At 44.2% G+C, this 17,415-nt stretch carries 18 protein-coding genes; 10 read left to right on the top strand and 8 right to left on the bottom strand.

The annotated features are described in order from the left end of the window. The first annotated feature begins 87 nt into the window (after positions 1 to 87). The 3 genes from ACINLD_RS05540 (at position 88) to ACINLD_RS05530 (ending at position 2,871) form a co-directional block, all read left to right on the top strand. Positions 88 to 582 carry a DinB family protein gene (locus ACINLD_RS05540; protein ID WP_077736700.1) on the top strand — a complete coding sequence of 165 codons (495 nt, stop codon included), beginning with the start codon at positions 88 to 90 and terminating at the stop codon, positions 580 to 582. A 530-nt stretch (positions 583 to 1,112) separates the two neighbouring features. Then, entirely contained in the window at positions 1,113 to 2,291 is a 1,179-nt protein-coding gene (locus ACINLD_RS05535; RefSeq protein WP_026587282.1) for an MFS transporter, read from the top strand. 22 nt (positions 2,292 to 2,313) lie between these two features. After that, positions 2,314 to 2,871, top strand: a complete 558-nt coding sequence (locus ACINLD_RS05530; RefSeq protein WP_026587281.1) for a TetR/AcrR family transcriptional regulator — start codon at positions 2,314 to 2,316, stop codon at positions 2,869 to 2,871. A 350-nt stretch (positions 2,872 to 3,221) separates the two neighbouring features. Here the strand turns inward: ACINLD_RS05530 and ACINLD_RS05525 are convergent, their stop codons facing one another. From ACINLD_RS05525 to ACINLD_RS05510, 4 genes are all read right to left on the bottom strand, one after another. Then, positions 3,222 to 3,728 carry a GNAT family N-acetyltransferase gene (locus ACINLD_RS05525; RefSeq protein WP_026587280.1) on the bottom strand — a complete coding sequence of 169 codons (507 nt, stop codon included), beginning with the start codon at positions 3,726 to 3,728 and terminating at the stop codon, positions 3,222 to 3,224. Positions 3,729 to 3,752: 24 nt separating this feature from the next. After that, positions 3,753 to 4,007 (bottom strand): YnfE family protein, encoded by a 255-nt coding sequence (locus tag ACINLD_RS05520; RefSeq protein WP_077736702.1) that lies wholly within the window; start codon positions 4,005 to 4,007, stop codon positions 3,753 to 3,755. A gap of 100 nt (positions 4,008 to 4,107) precedes the next feature. Next, a complete protein-coding gene (locus tag ACINLD_RS05515) occupies positions 4,108 to 5,658 on the bottom strand; it encodes a cellulase family glycosylhydrolase (protein WP_026587278.1) in 1,551 nt (516 codons plus the stop codon). Positions 5,659 to 6,059: 401 nt separating this feature from the next. Further along, entirely contained in the window at positions 6,060 to 6,431 is a 372-nt protein-coding gene (locus tag ACINLD_RS05510; RefSeq protein WP_026587277.1) for a DUF1360 domain-containing protein, read from the bottom strand. A gap of 158 nt (positions 6,432 to 6,589) precedes the next feature. On the opposite strand from ACINLD_RS05510, the gene ric reads away from it, so the two are divergent. After that, positions 6,590 to 7,303 (top strand): iron-sulfur cluster repair di-iron protein, encoded by a 714-nt coding sequence (ric, locus tag ACINLD_RS05505; RefSeq protein ID WP_026587276.1) that lies wholly within the window; start codon positions 6,590 to 6,592, stop codon positions 7,301 to 7,303. 87 nt (positions 7,304 to 7,390) lie between these two features. Here ric and ACINLD_RS05500 read toward each other — a convergent pair whose 3' ends face one another. From ACINLD_RS05500 to ACINLD_RS05490, 3 genes are all read right to left on the bottom strand, one after another. After that, positions 7,391 to 9,745, bottom strand: coding sequence for a nitric-oxide reductase large subunit (locus tag ACINLD_RS05500; RefSeq protein WP_026587275.1), 2,355 nt, complete (start codon positions 9,743 to 9,745; stop codon positions 7,391 to 7,393). Between the two features lie 163 nt (positions 9,746 to 9,908). Then, positions 9,909 to 10,640, bottom strand: coding sequence for a Crp/Fnr family transcriptional regulator (locus ACINLD_RS05495; protein WP_236251128.1), 732 nt, complete (start codon positions 10,638 to 10,640; stop codon positions 9,909 to 9,911). Next, the gene (locus tag ACINLD_RS05490; RefSeq protein WP_026587273.1) at positions 10,618 to 10,857 is read right to left on the bottom strand and encodes a DUF2164 domain-containing protein; all 240 of its coding nucleotides are present in this window, start codon (positions 10,855 to 10,857) and stop codon (positions 10,618 to 10,620) included. Before ACINLD_RS05490 ends, ACINLD_RS05495 begins: the two co-directional genes overlap by 23 nt. Before the next feature lie 219 nt (positions 10,858 to 11,076). Here ACINLD_RS05490 and ACINLD_RS05485 point away from each other — a divergent pair, with 219 nt between their 5' ends. Both ACINLD_RS05485 and ACINLD_RS05480 read left to right on the top strand, forming a co-directional pair. Continuing rightward, on the top strand, positions 11,077 to 12,264 hold the full coding sequence (locus tag ACINLD_RS05485; RefSeq protein WP_026587272.1) for a nitrate/nitrite transporter: 1,188 nt from the start codon (positions 11,077 to 11,079) through the stop codon (positions 12,262 to 12,264). Between the two features lie 142 nt (positions 12,265 to 12,406). Continuing rightward, on the top strand, positions 12,407 to 13,120 hold the full coding sequence (locus tag ACINLD_RS05480; protein WP_077736703.1) for a Crp/Fnr family transcriptional regulator: 714 nt from the start codon (positions 12,407 to 12,409) through the stop codon (positions 13,118 to 13,120). A 44-nt stretch (positions 13,121 to 13,164) separates the two neighbouring features. Here the strand turns inward: ACINLD_RS05480 and ACINLD_RS05475 are convergent, their stop codons facing one another. After that, complete coding sequence (locus ACINLD_RS05475) at positions 13,165 to 13,887, bottom strand: YwiC-like family protein (RefSeq protein ID WP_077736704.1); 723 nt, start codon at positions 13,885 to 13,887, stop codon at positions 13,165 to 13,167. A gap of 143 nt (positions 13,888 to 14,030) precedes the next feature. Here ACINLD_RS05475 and ACINLD_RS05470 point away from each other — a divergent pair, with 143 nt between their 5' ends. The 4 genes from ACINLD_RS05470 (at position 14,031) to ACINLD_RS05455 (ending at position 17,286) form a co-directional block, all read left to right on the top strand. Then, positions 14,031 to 14,498: a transcriptional regulator gene (locus ACINLD_RS05470; RefSeq protein WP_026587269.1), complete on the top strand. Its 468-nt coding sequence runs from the start codon at positions 14,031 to 14,033 to the stop codon at positions 14,496 to 14,498. A 113-nt stretch (positions 14,499 to 14,611) separates the two neighbouring features. After that, positions 14,612 to 15,715 carry a TIGR04053 family radical SAM/SPASM domain-containing protein gene (locus ACINLD_RS05465; RefSeq protein ID WP_077736705.1) on the top strand — a complete coding sequence of 368 codons (1,104 nt, stop codon included), beginning with the start codon at positions 14,612 to 14,614 and terminating at the stop codon, positions 15,713 to 15,715. Between the two features lie 90 nt (positions 15,716 to 15,805). Next, complete coding sequence (locus ACINLD_RS05460; RefSeq protein WP_077736706.1) at positions 15,806 to 16,048, top strand: DUF1858 domain-containing protein; 243 nt, start codon at positions 15,806 to 15,808, stop codon at positions 16,046 to 16,048. Next, positions 16,045 to 17,286, top strand: a complete 1,242-nt coding sequence (locus ACINLD_RS05455) for a DUF438 domain-containing protein (RefSeq protein ID WP_077736707.1) — start codon at positions 16,045 to 16,047, stop codon at positions 17,284 to 17,286. The genes ACINLD_RS05460 and ACINLD_RS05455 overlap by 4 nt, the downstream gene beginning before the upstream one ends. Positions 17,287 to 17,415: the final 129 nt, after the last annotated feature.

Here is a 17,415-nt window from a genome sequence, read left to right as displayed (position 1 = left end):
TAAGTTATGCCAGAACAACACGCCGCAAATGAAGTTTTGACCAAAGGGATTATCTACTGAAGGGACTAAATTTGGAGGGAATAGAAAATGGATGTAAAGACACTTTTGTCACAGCAATGGGCAAGCTGCTTAGATGAAGAAGACTGGTTTCCACCACTTGAAAAAGTGCTAGAGGATATCACTTTTGAACAGGCAATTTGGAAACCAGCTGATGGGGCAATGAATTCCATTTGGGAATTAGTTTGTCATTTACTTTTCTATGAAAAGAGATTTCTGATGCGGTTTCTTGGTGAAACAGCGAATGAACCACAGGCAGAAAATAATGAATCTACATTTCGATTACCAACTGAGACGTTAGAAAATTGGAAGGAAACAAAACAAGAATACTTTTATGTTCATCGTGAACTTGGAAAAATACTAGCAAAATCAGAACATGAAGATTTGTATAGACAGATCCCAGGAGAAGATAATTCATTAGTGCTTGAACTGAAGAGTTTAGCAATGCACGACGCATATCATATTGGGCAAATTGTATTCCTTAGTAAAATGCAAGGAGCTTGGGCAGCGAAACGCAGCTTTTAAAATAAAGCTTCATTAGCTTTACAGTTATTCAATTATAAGGCGCGAGTGTTGAGCAACATGGGTAGAAAATGATCAAACTTTTTTATAAAAACCAAACTTAAATCTGCTAAAGAAGAATCCTTTTTGATCAATCTTTTTTCAAAATGGATTCTTCTTATTTATCGTAAAACAAGGACCTATGAGGGATTTTTGCTCAAACTTTATTTCAAAGCTACAAAAAGAGCTCACCCAGAGCACTATACCAGAGCACTATAATAGAAGAGCCGCAGCCACCCGGCTGGTCGATACGAAGTCGGAGCAGGAAGAGCTCGCCAACAAAAGCTACTCTTTGAGAGTAGCTTTTTTATTTATTGGAAGATACCCTTTGTGACTCAACTTCTATCTGTCAACAGTCAGTTTAATCAAGTTTTATTTTTTAAATTCTGCTTATTAATAGCTTAAATTCTATAAAATTATATTTACAAACTGACCTTGGTCAGTTAAAGTCAATGCGTGAGAAGAAAAATAAAAACAGTGAGTGAGAGGTAGCCATGGAATTGAATGTAGAAAAAATACATACTGCAAAAATGTGGTCATTGTCATTTGTTTTTGTGACGCTTGCAAATGCTTTCTTGTTTATGGTATTTGAAATGTTATTGCCGACTTTGCCTTTGTTTGTGACGGCTATTGGAGGAGGGGCAAAACAAGTCGGCTATGTCACGGGTATTTTTATGATCTCTGCAATTGCTGTTCGTCCTTTTGCAGGGGCACTGGCTTTAAGGTTCAATAAAAAATATTTGCTCATTTTAGGAATTGTGATCAGCGCTTTCTCAACAGGAGCCTATTACCTGGCGCCTGATGTCAGCGTTTTATTATTGATTCGCTTAATACATGGGGCCGGGTTTGGATTGGCGACGACCTATTTTGCGACAATCGCAGCCGAAATTATCCCTAAAGAGCGAAGAGGGGAAGGAATTGGATATTTTGGAGTAGGTGAGACAATTGCAGTTTCCGTTGGACCGATGATCGGTATCGCGGCTCTGGAGCTTTATGATTTTCAAAGGCTTTTTTTAGGCGGGATGTCCGTTCTTTTGCTGGCGGTACTTATGGCTGTTTTCGTGCGCAGACAGCCGGAAACAACTGGCACTGGCGGAAAGGGAACTGTAAAGTTAAAAGTATTGGAAAAACGTGTACTGTTTCCGTCAATTCTTATTTTATTCGTTGGTATTGCTGCATCTGGAATTATGTCTTTCTTTTCGCTCTATGCAATTGAAAAGGGGTTTCATAGTGTCGGGATGTTTTTCTTTTTGATTGCAGGAGCCAGTTTTTTTATACGGCTCATTTCCGGCAGAACATTTGACCGATACGGAGCTGCCGCCATCCTTATTCCCGCCTCGCTATTTTCAATAGCAGGGCTGTCAATATTATATTTCGCACAAACAAATGCAATGTTTTTTACAGCGGCTATATGCTACGGTTTTGGATTCGGCTCAATTTTTCCCGCCATCCAAACATGGTGTATAAACCTTGTGGAAGAGCATGAACATGAGGATGCAATGGGAACGTTCTTTAACTTTTTCGATATGGGAATTGGCGGAGGCTCCTTATTATTAGGTTTGGTTGCAACGGTTTATTCCTATCGTGAGATCTATATTGCCGCTATTTTCATGTACCTGCTGTTTGTTTTATTATATATTTTATATATCTTCTTGAAGAGAAAAACAGCCTGAAAATGGAGGGGAGGACGCTATATTGACCAGAGAGAATATAAAGCGTACAGCGGTTCGCCAATTTAATGAATTGGGCTATGAGGGAGTCAAAATGTCGCATATTGCAAAAGAATTGGGAATCAGAAAACAATCTCTCGCTTATCATTTTTCATCAAAAAAAGAATTGCTGATGGAAATATACCCCGAGATTGTTGGAGAGGAAATTTCATTTATCAATGAATACTTCGATTCCCGAAAACATACATCCGCAAAGAGTCAAATGTATGACTTTTTAAAAGAAAACCAAGTCCGTTTTCATGCATTGCCAAATGTAGCTTTTTTGCAGGCAATGTCCTTTAAAGCACCTGCTGAAGTAAGTGATTTTATTTCAGCCCAATACCTTTTATATTTGCATACTTTAAAAGAACGGATAGCGAATGTTTTCAAGGAATCGGATGTGAACTGTCCGCCGGAGAAGTGCGCGATAGGATTTATTACGCTTTATGACGGGCTTAACATTCAACTGGTGTACGAAAACAAACAATCATTTGAACGGTCTTTAGAGATCTCATTTGATATTTTTTGGCGCGGACTGTTGTAGGTGCATCTGTTACCGGAATCATGGTCAAAGGTATTCATTTATGGAGAAATTCTTGAAGATGTACAGAGATGATCCAAAGCGACGGTAAGTTCAAATTTGATTATGAGGACTTATCTGAAGCCAACGACCATATCAGTAAGGAAAATCATTTGGAAATATAAAAATTTAGGACTCCAACCAGAATAACGTTTGCCCCCTATGGTATTGAGTAGGGGGTTTTGTTACAGCTAAATTAAACGATGATTCTGTTTCTTAGTTTACATAATATATATTCTCGGAAGTTATTGAATTTAATGAGATTCTGTCTCAATACCAAAGTATACTTATGTTAGTGAGACAGAATGAAAAATTTAGCGATAAACCGTATAAAAAGCAATTTCTTTTCCCCATTTATATATGTTCTTTTCAAGCGTCATGCCGATTCGTTCGGCAACTTTTCTGGACGGCAGATTTTTCGCATCAGGCAAAGAAACGATCTTTTTCAGGTTAAGTGACTCAAATCCGTAGCATTTGCATGCTGCGGCAGCTTCGGTTGCATAGCCGTTGCCCCACACGGGCCTTTTAAATAAATAGCCGATTTCCATTTCGCTTGCTCCTTCAACTTCCTGAGGAACGATTCCGCATTGGCCTAAAAATTCGCCTGTTTGTTTATGTTCTGCGATCCATAGGCCGACTCCGTGATTTTCATAGTTTCCCAGCGTCCAGTCGATCCATTGTAATGTCTGTTTTTCATTTTTTGTTGACGGATAATATTCCATCGCTTTCGGATCTGCAAAGATTTCAAGCAGGTTGTCGGCATCATCAATGGCCATTTTCCGCAAAATGAGCCGTTCTGTACGTAAGACAATTTGTGTCATGAGTCTCCTCTCCCTTATCCAAATTTATCTAGTAAGTTCATGATAAACCGTTTCTAATTCTTCCATTGTGATGTCCCCGTATGCGCATTTAATGACGGCATCGGCAAATTCATCATAGTCATCATCTGTTGAAAAGCCTTGCTGCAGTTTTTTGGCATAAAGCTTGATTTGCTCCTTGCGTTTTTCAATATCTTGATCTTTGCCTGTGTAGTCTGGTCCATTGATGATGTCGCGGTTTTCCTTCACAAGCATCATATAATGCTGCAATGTTTCATCCATGCATCCACCCCCTTTCATGTTTTCAAAAAAATTCCTCATGCTTTATATTATAATATACATGAAAACGGACACCAAGTACCGGTGTCCGTCAAGAATGCCGTTATTTAGGTTCAGTGCCCCAAATCAGCTTTCCGTTTTCATATAATGTGATCTTTTTTGTATCTTTAAACGTGTTTGAATTTAAGAATGAATAGTCGCCGCTTTGCGCATAATTGCTCCAATCATCGTTGTGGAGGCGAATCTGGATTTCCCCGGTGCTTGCTCCTGGAGACAGTGTACCGTTTGTAAAGCCAAGTTCGAGGTATGTGTCTGCTCCTTTTACAGATTTGTTCAATTTCACGAATTTGTGCTTGATGCTGCTGCAGCCGATCTGTGCGTAGTCGCAGTCGTAATTTTGTCCTTTGTTGTTCGCTTTATACCAGTAGCGGACGGTCAAATTTTTGAGCGACACCGTTTTTTTGCTGTTGTTTTTAATATTGAGCTGCGGACGGATCTGATTTCCGTTCACATTGCCGTCCCCCGCTCTGTACTGTACAGCGATTGCATTTTTCTCGGTGCTGCTGCCTTGATCTGTTTGGTCACGGTCTGAATTTTTCTGATCAGAACCTTTTGAGCCTGAATCAGAATCGGTATCTTCAGATGAATTGTCTGGATTGCTTGTGCTGCGGATGTTTTCCCTTACAAATTTTCCGGATTCGGATAAATCAGACATTGACCAGCCTCCGGTTTTAGATGCGCCCGGATTTAAAGCGGCTGACGACTCCTGTTTATCCGACAGATTCCAGTTGACCCAGCTGATCTTCTTGCTGTCCAAGAATTTTAGCCATTCGCGTGACTGGTCAAGATATACCCCGCCATTGCCGGAAGCATCGCTTGTTCCCCATTCGGTTACAAAAATCGGCGCTCCTTTGCTCAGCGCATAGTTTGCTTTATCCCGCAGCGATTGACCGTGCGTACCTGCGTAAAAATGGAGCGCATACATGACATTGTCGTCTTTCAGCTGGTTGTCTGCCGCATCGTTGACATCCTGGCTCCAAGTACCTGTCCCGACGATGACGATGTTATTGGGATCATTTTTGCGAATGACCGAAATCACGTCTTCCGCGTAAGGTTTGATGTCGCTGTTCCAGTTCACACCGCCGTTCGGCTCGTTTGCGATTTCATAAATGACATTTGGTGTATTGCCGTAAAGACTAGACATTTCTTTGAAAAATTCTTTTGCTTTCGCTTTGTTTTGGTTCGGATTGCCATCGCTTAAAATATGCCAGTCGATGATGACATATATTCCAAGCTCTTTTGCCGCTTCAACGGCTTCTTTCACTTTATTTTTAACAGACGGATTATCAATATATCCTCCCTCTGCCGTGTACATTGCCGCGCGGAACACATTGATGCCCCAGTCGTCTCTCAGCCATTTTAACGTATCTTTGTTGACATAATCGCCGTACCACTGCAGACCATGGGAGCTGATGCCTTTCAGCTGCACCGCTTTTCCATTTTGGTTGACGAGTTGTGTCCCTTTCAGCTTAAGCTGGCCGTTGACAGAAACAGGCGTTTTCGCTGCTGCTGATGCCGCTGGAACAAATGCACCGCTGATGACAAGCGCCGCCATCATGAAGCATGTGACAAAAACAGAAACAGAACGTTTGATTGATGACATTCTTTTTCCTCCATTTGATTTAGAATATGCTTTTTCTGCGAGCGTTTCTCACCTCTCTTCTCACTTTAAGCACGAACTGATTGTAAAAAACCTCTGGATGGATTGTCTATCAACCATATTTCTTGTTTTTGAATCCTTAAAAATCTATCTATTTCCTCTTTTCGTATTTATTGGGAGGCCGTAATGCTAGAAAACGGCATTCATCACTGCTAACCTTCAGGACTTTACACATCCTTTATCTATTAATTCCCAATTATAAGAATCAGAATAATAAAAATGTTTGGTTTCAAAAAAAACTATTCGGGAGAAAAGCGCTATAAAAAGATCAAACCATCGCCGCATGTCTCAAAAAATAAACCCTCCTCTTCTAAGCCCTGAAAGAAAAGGAAAGTTTACTTTTTGAAATCGGATAAAAAACCGACCAGTTTTGTGCCGACACCTACAAACGTTTCAAGAATCGCCTGTGCCCCGGCTACCGACAAAATCAAAATGAACGGAATGCTCGCTTTCGGCATCAGCATATAGCCGATTCCGATGATGATGGCGCACCAAATGCCGGCGCACCAATAGCAATTCAACAAATAGCCGAAGTTTGATTTCGGCACCTTTTTTGTGTCGACATGCCCCTGTTCATCGATCGTTTTCTTTTTCTTCATAAACGGTTTCCGGATGAACTCCGTGATTTTATCGAAGACAATCAAATGGGTCAGTCGGTAGCTGGCAAGGATCAGCATGATATACGTTAGCCAGGATATATCCTCCATCTTGGGCCTCCAAATCCGTAAGTTATCTATAGCTATTCCCGAATCCTCCCCGCTTCTATCCCGATTTTTTGAAAATGTGATATACATCACGATTTTCTCCTGGAAAACACGTTACATTGAACCTGTAACATCAATCTAGCTCCAGGAGGTTTTTTACGATGGACACAGTATTTGACCAAAACACCAAAACCGGCGAGATTGTCACCCGTTTTCCAAGAGCGAGCCGGATTCTGAAGGAATACCGCATCGATTTTTGCTGCGGAGGAAACCGCCCGATTGCAGAAGCGATTCAGGAACAAAACCTAAATGAAGAAGAGATCTTAACGAAAATCAACACCTTATACGAAGAGACAAAAGCTCTCAATGAACAAGAAACGAACTGGAGCGAAGCCCCTTATTCCCGGCTGATTGACTACGTGGTCCAGACCCATCATGCCTATCTGTACGACGTGCTGCCTGAGTTGTCGGGATTTGTTACAAAGGTATACCGCGTTCATGGGATCCATCATCCTGAGCTCGGCCGGGTTCATCAATTGTTCCATCAGCTGAAAGCTGAATTGGAGCACCATTTGATCCAGGAAGAAGAACAGATTTTCCCGAAAATCACCGCTTTCGAAGAGACAAACGATAAAGCCTATTTAACCGAGGCCGTCGAAGCGATCGACACCCTGGAACAAGAGCATGCATCATGCGGCAACATTTTAAAGGAACTGCGGAAAGTGACCAGCGACTATACACTTCCTGAAGGCGCGTGCACCACATACACACTGACTTACTTAAAGCTCGATGAATTGGAAACAGACCTTTTTCAGCACATTCATTTAGAAAATAACATTTTATTCCCTCGTTTAGCGGCCGAAGCCAAACGATAAGAAAAAAGACAGGGCATCCTGTCTTTTTTTCATTCTCTATACACGTGAAAAAGGACAGAGGATTTGATGATCCTCTGTCCTTTCTTTTTAATCCTCTGAGGCAATGTCTTTAACCGGCAGTTCTTCTCCTTCCCCATGTGTTGGTTTGCGGAGATGAAACAATGCTTTGACGCTGAAAACGACGAGCAGGACAATCCCGATTAAAAAGATGGTGTCGGGAACAGCCCGCCATGTCAATAGCCCCTGCACGGCATCCTGCTGCAAAAATGCGGACGCCCGTGAGCTCCAATAGCCGTCGCTAAATGCTTTTTTCAATTGGAGGAAACCGACGGGAAGCAGGCTGATAAAGACCATGCCGAACAGGCCAATGTTAAGCGTCCAGCAGGCGATTTTCAGCCATTTATCATTCCAGCGCTCAGGCTTGACGATATTGCGCAATGTGTACAGCCATACGGCAATCGCGAACATGCCGTAAACCCCCATCATCGCTCCGTGTCCATGGGCCGGTGTTAAAAACTGGCCGTGCTCAAAATAGCTGACGGCGGGCAGGTTGATCAAAAAGCCCAATACCCCCGCACCGACAAGATTCCAAATCGCGGTTGAAATCAAAAACCAGAATGTCGCTTTATACGGGAAGTGATGTCCTCCATCCCGCATCATTTTATATTGTTCATACGCTTCCAAAACAAGCAGGGTCAGCGGGATCACTTCCAGGCATGAGAAGACAGACCCGAGACCGATCCATACTTCTGATGATCCATTGTAATAGTAATGATGGCCGATGCCGATCACACCGCTGCCGAGCAGAAGTATCAGCTGAAAATAGAGCGCTCTTACGGTTGACTTTTTCGTCACCAAATTCATCTGCACCAACAAAAAGCCGATAACGACGACGGCGAAGACTTCAAAAATCCCTTCCACCCATAAATGGATGATCCACCAGCGCCAAAAATCGGACATGGTGATGCTTGTGCCCGGGTTGAACATAAAGGCGGCGCCGTAAAACAGCGGAATGGCGATGGCCGAATAAAACAGCAAATGAATCAAGCCGCCTTTATCAGATTCTCTTTTTAAACCGCGCTTAATGCCCCTGAAAACGATAAACAGCCAGATCAGCATGCCGAGCGCAAGAATGATCTGCCAAAAACGGCCGAGCTCGATATACTCCATTCCTTGATGGCCGAATAAGAACCAATTGTTCCCTAGATAGCCTTTTGCTCCGAGCCATTCACCGGCCATGCTTCCGCCGACAAGAACAATCAGCGCCCAAAACAGAATGTCGACAAACAAGCCTTGCCGCTTCGGCTCCCGGCCGCCGACAAGCGGAGCCACAAAAATGCCCATGCCAAGCCATGATGTCGCAATCCAAAAGATCGCCAGCTGCAGGTGGAATCCCTTTGATATGTTGAAAGGTAAAAGCTCTCTGATCCAATCGATGCCAAAGAAGCTGTCCGGCTCGATATAATAGTGGGCAAGTAATGCGCCGAGCATCGCCTGAACAAAAAACAGCACGGAAACGACGGCGAAATATTTCCCGGTTTTAACCTGTGACGCCGTAAGCGGCTGCTTTTCCAAATCAAAAACCGGAAACGCCCCTTCCTGATAAGCTTCCTTCATCCCAAGCTTATAACGGTAAAACACGAATAAAATGATGCCGATAAATAAAATGAGAATCGTGACGCTGGCGCCGCTCCACCAAACCGCGGCGAAAGACATCGTATTGCCGGCCTCTTCATCATACGGCCAGTTGTTCGTATACGTTATGTCATCGCCGGGCCTTAACGTGCTGGACAGCCATGCCGTCCAAAAGATAAAATCGGAAACCTGTGTGATCTGGTCCTCACTGTCGATCCATGCTCTAGCATGACTCGGCATATGGCTTTCCTTGATCAGCCCGGGCTCAAGCCCCCAGCCGTCGCCTTCTGTGAACACTTTACGGTAATGGGCGCGGACCTGCTCTAAACCATAGACTTGCGCCTCTGTCAGCTGCAGCTTGTCGGAAGCTGAATCATAGCGGTTTTTTCTCATTTCGCGAATGACTTGATCACGGATCACGTTTTGTTTTTCTTCAGACAGCTGTTTAAAGCTCTTTCCGTACCGCTTCTCCGCCTTAAAATTCTGCATCCCTTCCGTATAGATTTTCAGCGCTTCTGCTGTATAATCAGGCCCCATGTATGATCCGTGCCCTAAAATCGTTCCGTAATCCATCAGCGCATATTTTTGAAAAACGGCCTGCCCGCCTTTGATGGACGATTTTGTCATCAGCACCTCTCCGTTTGGGGCTGATGTTTCAAGCGGTCTTGGCGCAAGGGTCTTGAATATCCAATAGCCCCCTAATAACAGCACCGAAAAACTCACAATCAGCGTAAACACGAGAACAGATTTCAAAAAGCCGTTCTTTGCCGTCTTCTTCTCGGGTACCGTCTCCCTTTGAATTTCCATGATGGTTCACTCCTTTCTCAATTTGCATGTCCTAAGATACTGGATATTGAGAGTACCGGTTGTGAACCAGATCACTTAAAAGATGGCAGATTTGTGAATTCAAAAAATCAGGCTCCCCTTATCAAAGGAAAGCCTGATGGTGCGGTGCGGCAAAGGCATACAACTAGAGCCTTTTCAGCCAATCTGAATCATGTATCAGAATCCCGCTTCTGTCGGCGGACAGCAGCTTTTTCTTTTTCATTTCATTCAATGTGCGGTTGATCGTTTCCCTTGATGTTCCGACCATATTGGCAAAATCCTGATTGGTGATCGGCAAATTGATATAGACGTCTTTTCCTTTTCGCACCCCGTGTTCAGCCGCTAACTTCTCTAAGGCGTGCATCAGCCGGTGCTGCACATCTTTGGAAATAAATCCTTGAATGCGTTCCTGCAGGTCAAGGATTTTTTTGCCCATCAGGTTCATAACCTTTATCGTCATCTCCGGATATGTCATGAGCAGATGATTAAAATCGTCAATCCGGATCACGATTAATTCGGTTTCCTGAACCGCTTCAGCCGTTGCCGGGTATGGGGAGCGGTCAAAAAAACCGACGTGCGGGAACATCTCTCCGCTTTGCAGAAGGGAAATGACTTGCTCATTGCCGTCTTCATCAATCTTATACGCTTTCACTAGCCCCGATTTGATGAAAAAAACGGCCTCCCGCTCTTCCCCTTCCATGAAAACAAACATTCTCGGCTGATATTTGCGCTTTGATGCGATCTGTTCAATCTGTTTGAACTCTTCGTCATTCAAATCGCTGAAAATCAGGAACTGCTTCAAAAATTCCATCGCAAACTTCAATCCCTTCAAATGACTGCCTTTAAGCCCCCTGTCAAAGGCGCCTTTCCAGTGCAAAAAGCTCCTCTTCTATCGCCGCCGCTTTTTCTTCCACGACCTTGCGACTGTCTTTTAACGCCTGATTGTAAAAGTAAGGACCAAGCTTTTCCTTGATAAATTCAAACGTCTGAATCGCCGCAATATCTCCGACGTCTTCTCCCCTCTCTTCAAGGTAAAAACGTTTGATCTCATTCATCATCGCCTGTTTTTCTTCCTGTGTCAGCTGTAAAAACACGCCTAGCACTCCTTTTTCTTTTCATGATAAACGAAAATGTTCATCAATGAACGACCTATTTTTGTGATTTTCTCATTTCTTTTGCCTGACCGCCTATTCAACACCATCTTATCATCTTGAACGTGTGATGTTGTTCACATTGTTTTTGAAAGACATTTTGTAAGATAAAAACATGCCAATGAAATATTTCATTTTTCTCTTTGAAAGGAGTATTCCCTAATGGTAAAACGTCAAAAAATGCAATTGCCGCTGCAGTCAATTAGTTTGGTGGCAGGATTTATGGTTTGGGTGTTGATTTCTTCCCTCATGCCTCACATTAAACAAGATATCGCTCTGACTGAAAGCCAAATCTCCCTCGTTACCGCGATCCCGGTCATCCTTGGATCCCTGCTCCGGGTTCCGCTTGGGTACTACACAAACAAATTTGGAGCAAGAATGACGTTTATGATCAGTTTTTTGCTGCTTCTATTCCCGATCTTTTGGATCAGCACTGCAGATTCTTTGTCCGATTTAATCATCGGCGGTTTTTTCCTTGGGATCAGCGGAGCGGTCTTCTCTATCGGTGTGACATCGCTGCCGAAGTATTATCCTAAAGAAAAACACGGTTTTGTAAACGGCATCTATGGTGCCGGAAACATCGGAACGGCGATTACCACATTTTCCGCTCCCGTGATCGCCAAAGCGATAGGATGGTCGAATACGGTCCGGATGTTTCTGATTTTAGTCGCCGCATTTGCCTTGCTGAACTTTTTATTTGGAGATCCAAAAGAAAAGCGGATCACCGTTTCTGTCAAGGATCAAATGAAGGCCGTCTACCGCAATCAAAAGCTTTGGTTTTTAAGCTTGTTTTACTTTATCACATTCGGTTCCTTTGTAGCTTTCACCGTCTATCTGCCGAACTTTCTTGTCAACAACTTCGGACTGGATCCCGTCGATTCGGGAATTAGAACCGCCGGCTTCATCGCCGTCGCCACTTTTCTCAGACCTGTCGGCGGCTGGCTTGCGGATAAGTTCAATCCGCTGAAACTCTTAATGTATGTATTCGCAGGATGCACATTATCAGGTGTTTTACTGGCCTTTTCTCCAGACCTGACGCTTTACGGTTTCGGTGTTTTGACCGTTGCCGTATGCGCGGGAATCGGCAATGGTGTCGTCTTTAAATTGGTCCCGTTCTACTTTCCGACAAACCAGGCGGGAATTGTCAATGGCATCGTCTCAGCGATGGGCGGTTTAGGAGGCTTTTTCCCGCCGCTCATCCTATCGAGCGTATTTCAGGCGACAGGCCAGTATGCGATCGGCTTCATGGCGCTGTCTGAAGCGGCGCTTGCCAGCTTTGTGATTGTGGCATGGATGTACTTTCAGGACATGAGAAATTCGGCATCGAAAACAAACACAAACAATATATAAAAGCCGGAATATGAAGAACCTGAGACTATTGGTCTCAGGTTTTTTCAGGACTTTAGATTCACGTTCACAAGATTGTTATTTTTAAAAGGCTGAACGGGCTCAAGTTAACGTTACAATAGAACTGCAAAAGGGGTGACACTCAATGAACATGTCTATTCGAAAATCCGACACAGATTTGCTCTCAGCCGATCTGTATCATTTATTGGAATCGATCAGTACGAAAAGAAAAATCCGGCAGGATACATTCCTTTTTCAAGAAGGCATGGATGCTGAAGAACTGTATCTCATTCAGTCAGGACTCGTCCAAATCGGTAAATTAACGTCTGACGGAAAAGAACTGACACTGAGAATGTGCAAAAAAAATGATATTGTCGGGGAGCTGACGCTTTTTTCTGATGAAGCGAAATATATGCTGAGCGCTAAAGTCCTCTTGGATGGAGAAGTATTGGTCATCAATAAAGAAAAGCTCGAAAAAGAACTGATTCAAAATGGTGCCTTAACCTTTGAATTCATGAAATGGATGAGCACTCATTTGCGAAAAATCCAATCCAAAATCCGCGACCTTCTTCTCAATGGCAAGAAAGGCGCGCTGTACTCCACCTTGATCCGCCTTGCGAACAGCTACGGCATCACGCGAAGCGACGGCATTCTCATCAACATCGTGCTGACAAATCAGGAGCTGGCGAAATTTTGTGCGGCCGCTAGAGAAAGCATCAACCGCATGCTGAGCGATCTTAGAAAAACCGGTGTCATTTCAATTGAAGATTCCGGAAAAATCGTCATCCACCAGCTCAACCATTTAAAGCGTGAAATCGACTGTGAAAACTGCCCTCTCGAAATATGTAACATCGACTAAAAACAGAGAATAAACAAGGACAGAGCAACGAATTGTCCTTGTTTTTATATTCTCAGCAAAAAGACGCTGACCACTGTCAAAAACACGCAGGCATTCACCAATTCAAAGATCCCGATTTTCTTCACCGACAGTTTCCGCCCGTAAAAAAGCCAAGCTCTGATGCTGCTCGGAATCAATCCGACAACAGCCCACCCGGCTCCAAACCCCAACGACAAAATCGGCAGGACCGTATGATAGCCCCAAGAATACCATTTAAACCGCTTGTTTTTCTTTTCGCGGATCATCGATTTGACGTAAAAGGCGCTGCCGGTGAAAAACAGGATCGATTGAATGAAAATGAACCATGCCCAGCCGTCCAGCATCCCGGCACCGATCCAATAGCTTGCTACTCCTCCCGCGCTGAACACGCCGATCGCCGCGATATCGTTCAACAGCGCCCTGTCGTTGTTTGTTTTCGCATAATAAAGATTGATGAGAAACAGCGGAAACAGAGAGACTCCCAAGAGCACGAGTCCCGGTTCCATCCATACGGCAATAACCAGAAACGAGACGGCCGGAATGCTGTAGACCCCCGCCCATTTTTGATAATAAGCAGTTTTCTTCTTTTTCACCATCATCGTCACAGGAAAAGCAGCCAGGTACAAAAACAGCCAACCGATAAACAGCGGTACATGCCGGCCATCCGCTCCGCCGCCAACCACACCGAGAATAAAAGGAACCGCAAGCATCGCCCAGGCGCCGTGCTGCTTCGGTATCAACACTTTCATCAGACATCCTCCCTTCTATTCCATTATAAAAAGTTTCACTCTATCACAAAGTGACATTTTGCATACAGAAGTGTGAATTATATCACTGCCATTTATAGCCTGTCACTCTATACTTGAGCTAACATATAGAAGGAGGATGTTCTATGGACCGGTTTGACTATTTATTATTCTTGAAAAATCTTCCGATGTTTTTCGGGGTGCCCCTCCCCATCGTCAAAAAACTGCTGAAAAACGGAAAGGTGATTGATATCGCCTCATCCCGCCCTTCCCGGTCGTTCCTTCATGCACAAGCCGTCTATTTTGTGTTAAAAGGAGAAGTTCAATTTTCGGACAGAAGGCTTCCGGAGGAAGCCCGCACCATCGCCGAATGGGAAAAGGGCGATGTTTTTCCCATCGACCAAAAGGGAGAGCCGTTTTTATCTCCGTTTATTTCGGTCAAAACCACCGCAGAAACCGCTGTTCTTGAAATTCCTTTTCATATATTCAAAAAAATGATGACCTACAATAAACAGCTGCAAGTGAACTTTCTCATTCTGCTTCAGCAAAATTTATTTTGTTCCTATCAGCTGTTTTTACGCTATCTCCACTCCTCTTCAGAAGGCGACGATTGAGAAGGGCGGCCCCCCTTCTCTTCTTTTTTTGAAATGTGATCTACTTAACTTTTTTTCTCCTCTATTTCCGCTACGCTACAGATGAATGCTCTTTAGGAAAGGACAGATCAACCATGATACATTGTGATTTTCAGAAAGCTCCGTTTATCGTCATCTGGGAACTGACAAGAGCTTGTGAGCTGAAGTGCCTTCATTGCCGGGCATCTGCGCAAAATATGCGGGATCCGCGGGAGCTCTCCCTTCAGGAAGGAAAAGAATTGATCGATCAAATCCATGCCATGAACAACCCTCTTTTGGTCCTGACCGGAGGCGACCCATTAATGAGAGAAGATGTTTTCGACATCATTGAGTATGCCGTCCAAAAAGGGGTCCGGATATCCATGACACCGAGCGCGACACCGAATGTCACGAAGGAAGCGATCAAAACCGCCAAAGATCTCGGCTTATCGCGCTGGGCTTTCAGCCTGGACGGACCGAACCGCGAGATCCATGATCATTTTAGGGGGACAGACGGATCTTTTGATTTAACGATGGACGCCATTCGGCACATCCATGCGTTCGGTTTGCCCCTGCAGATCAACACCGTCATTTCAACATATAACATCGATTATTTGGAGGAAATGGCACAGCTGATTGAAGGATTGGATTGCGTGCTGTGGAGCGTCTTTTTCCTTGTTCCGACCGGGCGCGCCAAACGGGAAGACATGATTTCTCCCGTCCAACACGAAAAAGCATTTTTGTGGCTCAGCCGCTTGGCCAAAGAAGCGCCTTTCGATATTAAAACAACAGCGGCTCAGCACTATAGACGGGTCGTGATTCAGCAAAAAATGCGTGAAGCGAAAGATCCCCACATGCAGATCCGCTACGAGCACGCTTTAGAAAAAGGCAAAATCGATGTGATCGGCGGCTTGGGACGCGCTCCTAAGGGCGTGAATGACGGAAATGGCTTTATGTTCATCTCCCATATCGGTGATGTGTATCCGAGCGGACTCCTGCCGGTTCAAGCCGGAAACGTCCGTGAGCAGCCGCTGGCCGATATTTATTGCGAGTCAGCGATCTTTAAAGATCTAAGAAATCCGGACATATTGAAAGGAAAATGCGGTGTCTGCGAATTCCGCCATGTTTGCGGAGGTTCTCGCTCACGGGCATATGCTCTGACAGGTGACTATTTGGAAAGCGACCCGAGCTGCATTTATATTCCGAAAGCATTGCGCTAATCTTTGTGATCTGCGTCACAATTTTCTCCGCCGCCCTGTATTATCGTAAAGACAGTGAGAGATCATCAATTTCAAAGGATGTGATCCATTCTGAAGAAAACCATTGATCTGAATGAGTCTGTTTATGAACTTTGCACACAGCATCCTGAAATCAAAACCTTGATGAAGGCCGTCGGCTTTGAACATATCACAAAGCCGGGAATACTTGAAACCGCCGGGCGCATCATGACAATACCTAAGGGCGCGCGGATGAAACAAATTGACCTGACGCTTGTCTTAGACAAATTAAAAGCGCACGGATTTGACCCCGTTTGGAAAGGAGACAAACAATGAGCGAATTCATCAACAACCGGGAAGAACATCGGGAAATGTCAAGCGAAAAAAAACAGCAGCTCAAAGACATCATCATTGACCTTCATAAAGGAAAATCTCTTGAAGTGGTAAAAGAGCGGTTTAAAAAAGCTTTCGGATCTGTCACTGCCGAGGAAATCGCCCAATTGGAGCAGGCGTTAATGACGGAAGAAGGCATCAAGCCTGAAGAAATCCGGGAGCTCTGTTCCGTCCACGCTTCCGTTTTCAAAGGTTCGATTGACGATATTCACAAACCGGAGGCTGACAAAGAGCCGGGCCATCCTGTTCATACGTTTATAAAGGAAAATAAAGAACTCGATCTTCTGTTGAATTTTAAGATCCAGCTCCATCTCGATCGTTTTGAAAAGGAAGACAATCAGGAAAACATACACAAGCTGATCGGAGACTTACATTTGCTGGCCGATGTCGACAAACATTACAGCAGAAAAGAAAACCTCCTTTTCCCCTACTTAGAAAAGTACGGGATCAACGGGCCGAGTCAAGTGATGTGGGCTGTTGATGATTTCATCCGCAAAAGCATCAAAGAAGCCAAGCGCTTATTGGAACACTACACATCTGATAAAAAAGATGACGTCATTCGCGAGATCGGCTTTATCATCAATGAAGGCACAGAAATGATCTACAAAGAAGAGAATATTCTTCTGCCGATGGCCCTCCGGACATTGACCGAGGATGAATGGCTGAAAATCGCGGCGGAAAGCGATGAAATCGGCTACTGTCTGACAGCCCCCGAAGCCGTCTGGCAGCCTGAACGGCACCAGATCAACATAAATGAAGAAACAGCCAGCGGATATGTCAGACTTCCAACAGGTATTTTATCTGTAACACAGCTTGAACATATGCTGAATCACCTTCCTGTTGACCTCACCTTTATCGATGAAAACGATGTGGTCCGCTACTTTTCCCACGGTAAAGAACGGATTTTTGCAAGGACAAAAGCAGTGATCGGGCGCACCGTCCAAAACTGCCATCCACCGGCAAGCGTTCATATTGTCAACAAGCTTCTCGACGATTTTAAATCGGGCAAAAAAGATGTCGAAGATTTTTGGATCAAGTTTAAAGATAAATATGTTTTCATCCGTTACTTTGCCGTACGCGATGAAAACAACAACTACATCGGCACTTTGGAATTCACGCAAAACATCGCCCCGATCCAGGAGATAACCGGGGAAAAAAGAATTTTAGATACAGGCGAATGAAAACGGCGCCCCAGCCTGCTTTCTTTTCTTAAAGAAGCAGGCTTTTTTAATTCCTCAGTCCCCGCCCCATTTTCACAGGCCGTCCTGAAATTGTGACGAATTCGTGAAATGAAGCAACATTGTGACAAA

It is taken from the genome of Bacillus sp. z60-11 (assembly GCF_046464135.1).
Lineage (GTDB): Bacteria > Bacillota > Bacilli > Bacillales > Bacillaceae > Bacillus > Bacillus sonorensis_A.
Note: the sequence above shows the minus strand (reverse complement) of the source record. Positions and strands in the feature narration are given on the sequence as shown.

Excerpts from the sequence above, each read along its gene's own strand:
- ric (WP_026587276.1), top strand. The coding sequence starts at position 6,590 with ATGGACACAGTATTTGACCAAAACACCAAAACCGGCGAGATTGTCACC.
- ACINLD_RS05465 (WP_077736705.1), top strand. The coding sequence starts at position 14,612 with ATGATACATTGTGATTTTCAGAAAGCTCCGTTTATCGTCATCTGGGAA.
- ACINLD_RS05540 (WP_077736700.1), top strand. The coding sequence starts at position 88 with ATGGATGTAAAGACACTTTTGTCACAGCAATGGGCAAGCTGCTTAGAT.
- ACINLD_RS05510 (WP_026587277.1), bottom strand. The coding sequence starts at position 6,431 with ATGGAGGATATATCCTGGCTAACGTATATCATGCTGATCCTTGCCAGC.
- ACINLD_RS05455 (WP_077736707.1), top strand. The coding sequence starts at position 16,045 with ATGAGCGAATTCATCAACAACCGGGAAGAACATCGGGAAATGTCAAGC.
- ACINLD_RS05480 (WP_077736703.1), top strand. The coding sequence starts at position 12,407 with ATGAACATGTCTATTCGAAAATCCGACACAGATTTGCTCTCAGCCGAT.
- ACINLD_RS05520 (WP_077736702.1), bottom strand. The coding sequence starts at position 4,007 with ATGGATGAAACATTGCAGCATTATATGATGCTTGTGAAGGAAAACCGC.
- ACINLD_RS05475 (WP_077736704.1), bottom strand. The coding sequence starts at position 13,887 with ATGAAAGTGTTGATACCGAAGCAGCACGGCGCCTGGGCGATGCTTGCG.
- ACINLD_RS05500 (WP_026587275.1), bottom strand. The coding sequence starts at position 9,745 with ATGGAAATTCAAAGGGAGACGGTACCCGAGAAGAAGACGGCAAAGAAC.
- ACINLD_RS05470 (WP_026587269.1), top strand. The coding sequence starts at position 14,031 with ATGGACCGGTTTGACTATTTATTATTCTTGAAAAATCTTCCGATGTTT.
- ACINLD_RS05525 (WP_026587280.1), bottom strand. The coding sequence starts at position 3,728 with ATGACACAAATTGTCTTACGTACAGAACGGCTCATTTTGCGGAAAATG.
- ACINLD_RS05535 (WP_026587282.1), top strand. The coding sequence starts at position 1,113 with ATGGAATTGAATGTAGAAAAAATACATACTGCAAAAATGTGGTCATTG.
- ACINLD_RS05485 (WP_026587272.1), top strand. The coding sequence starts at position 11,077 with ATGGTAAAACGTCAAAAAATGCAATTGCCGCTGCAGTCAATTAGTTTG.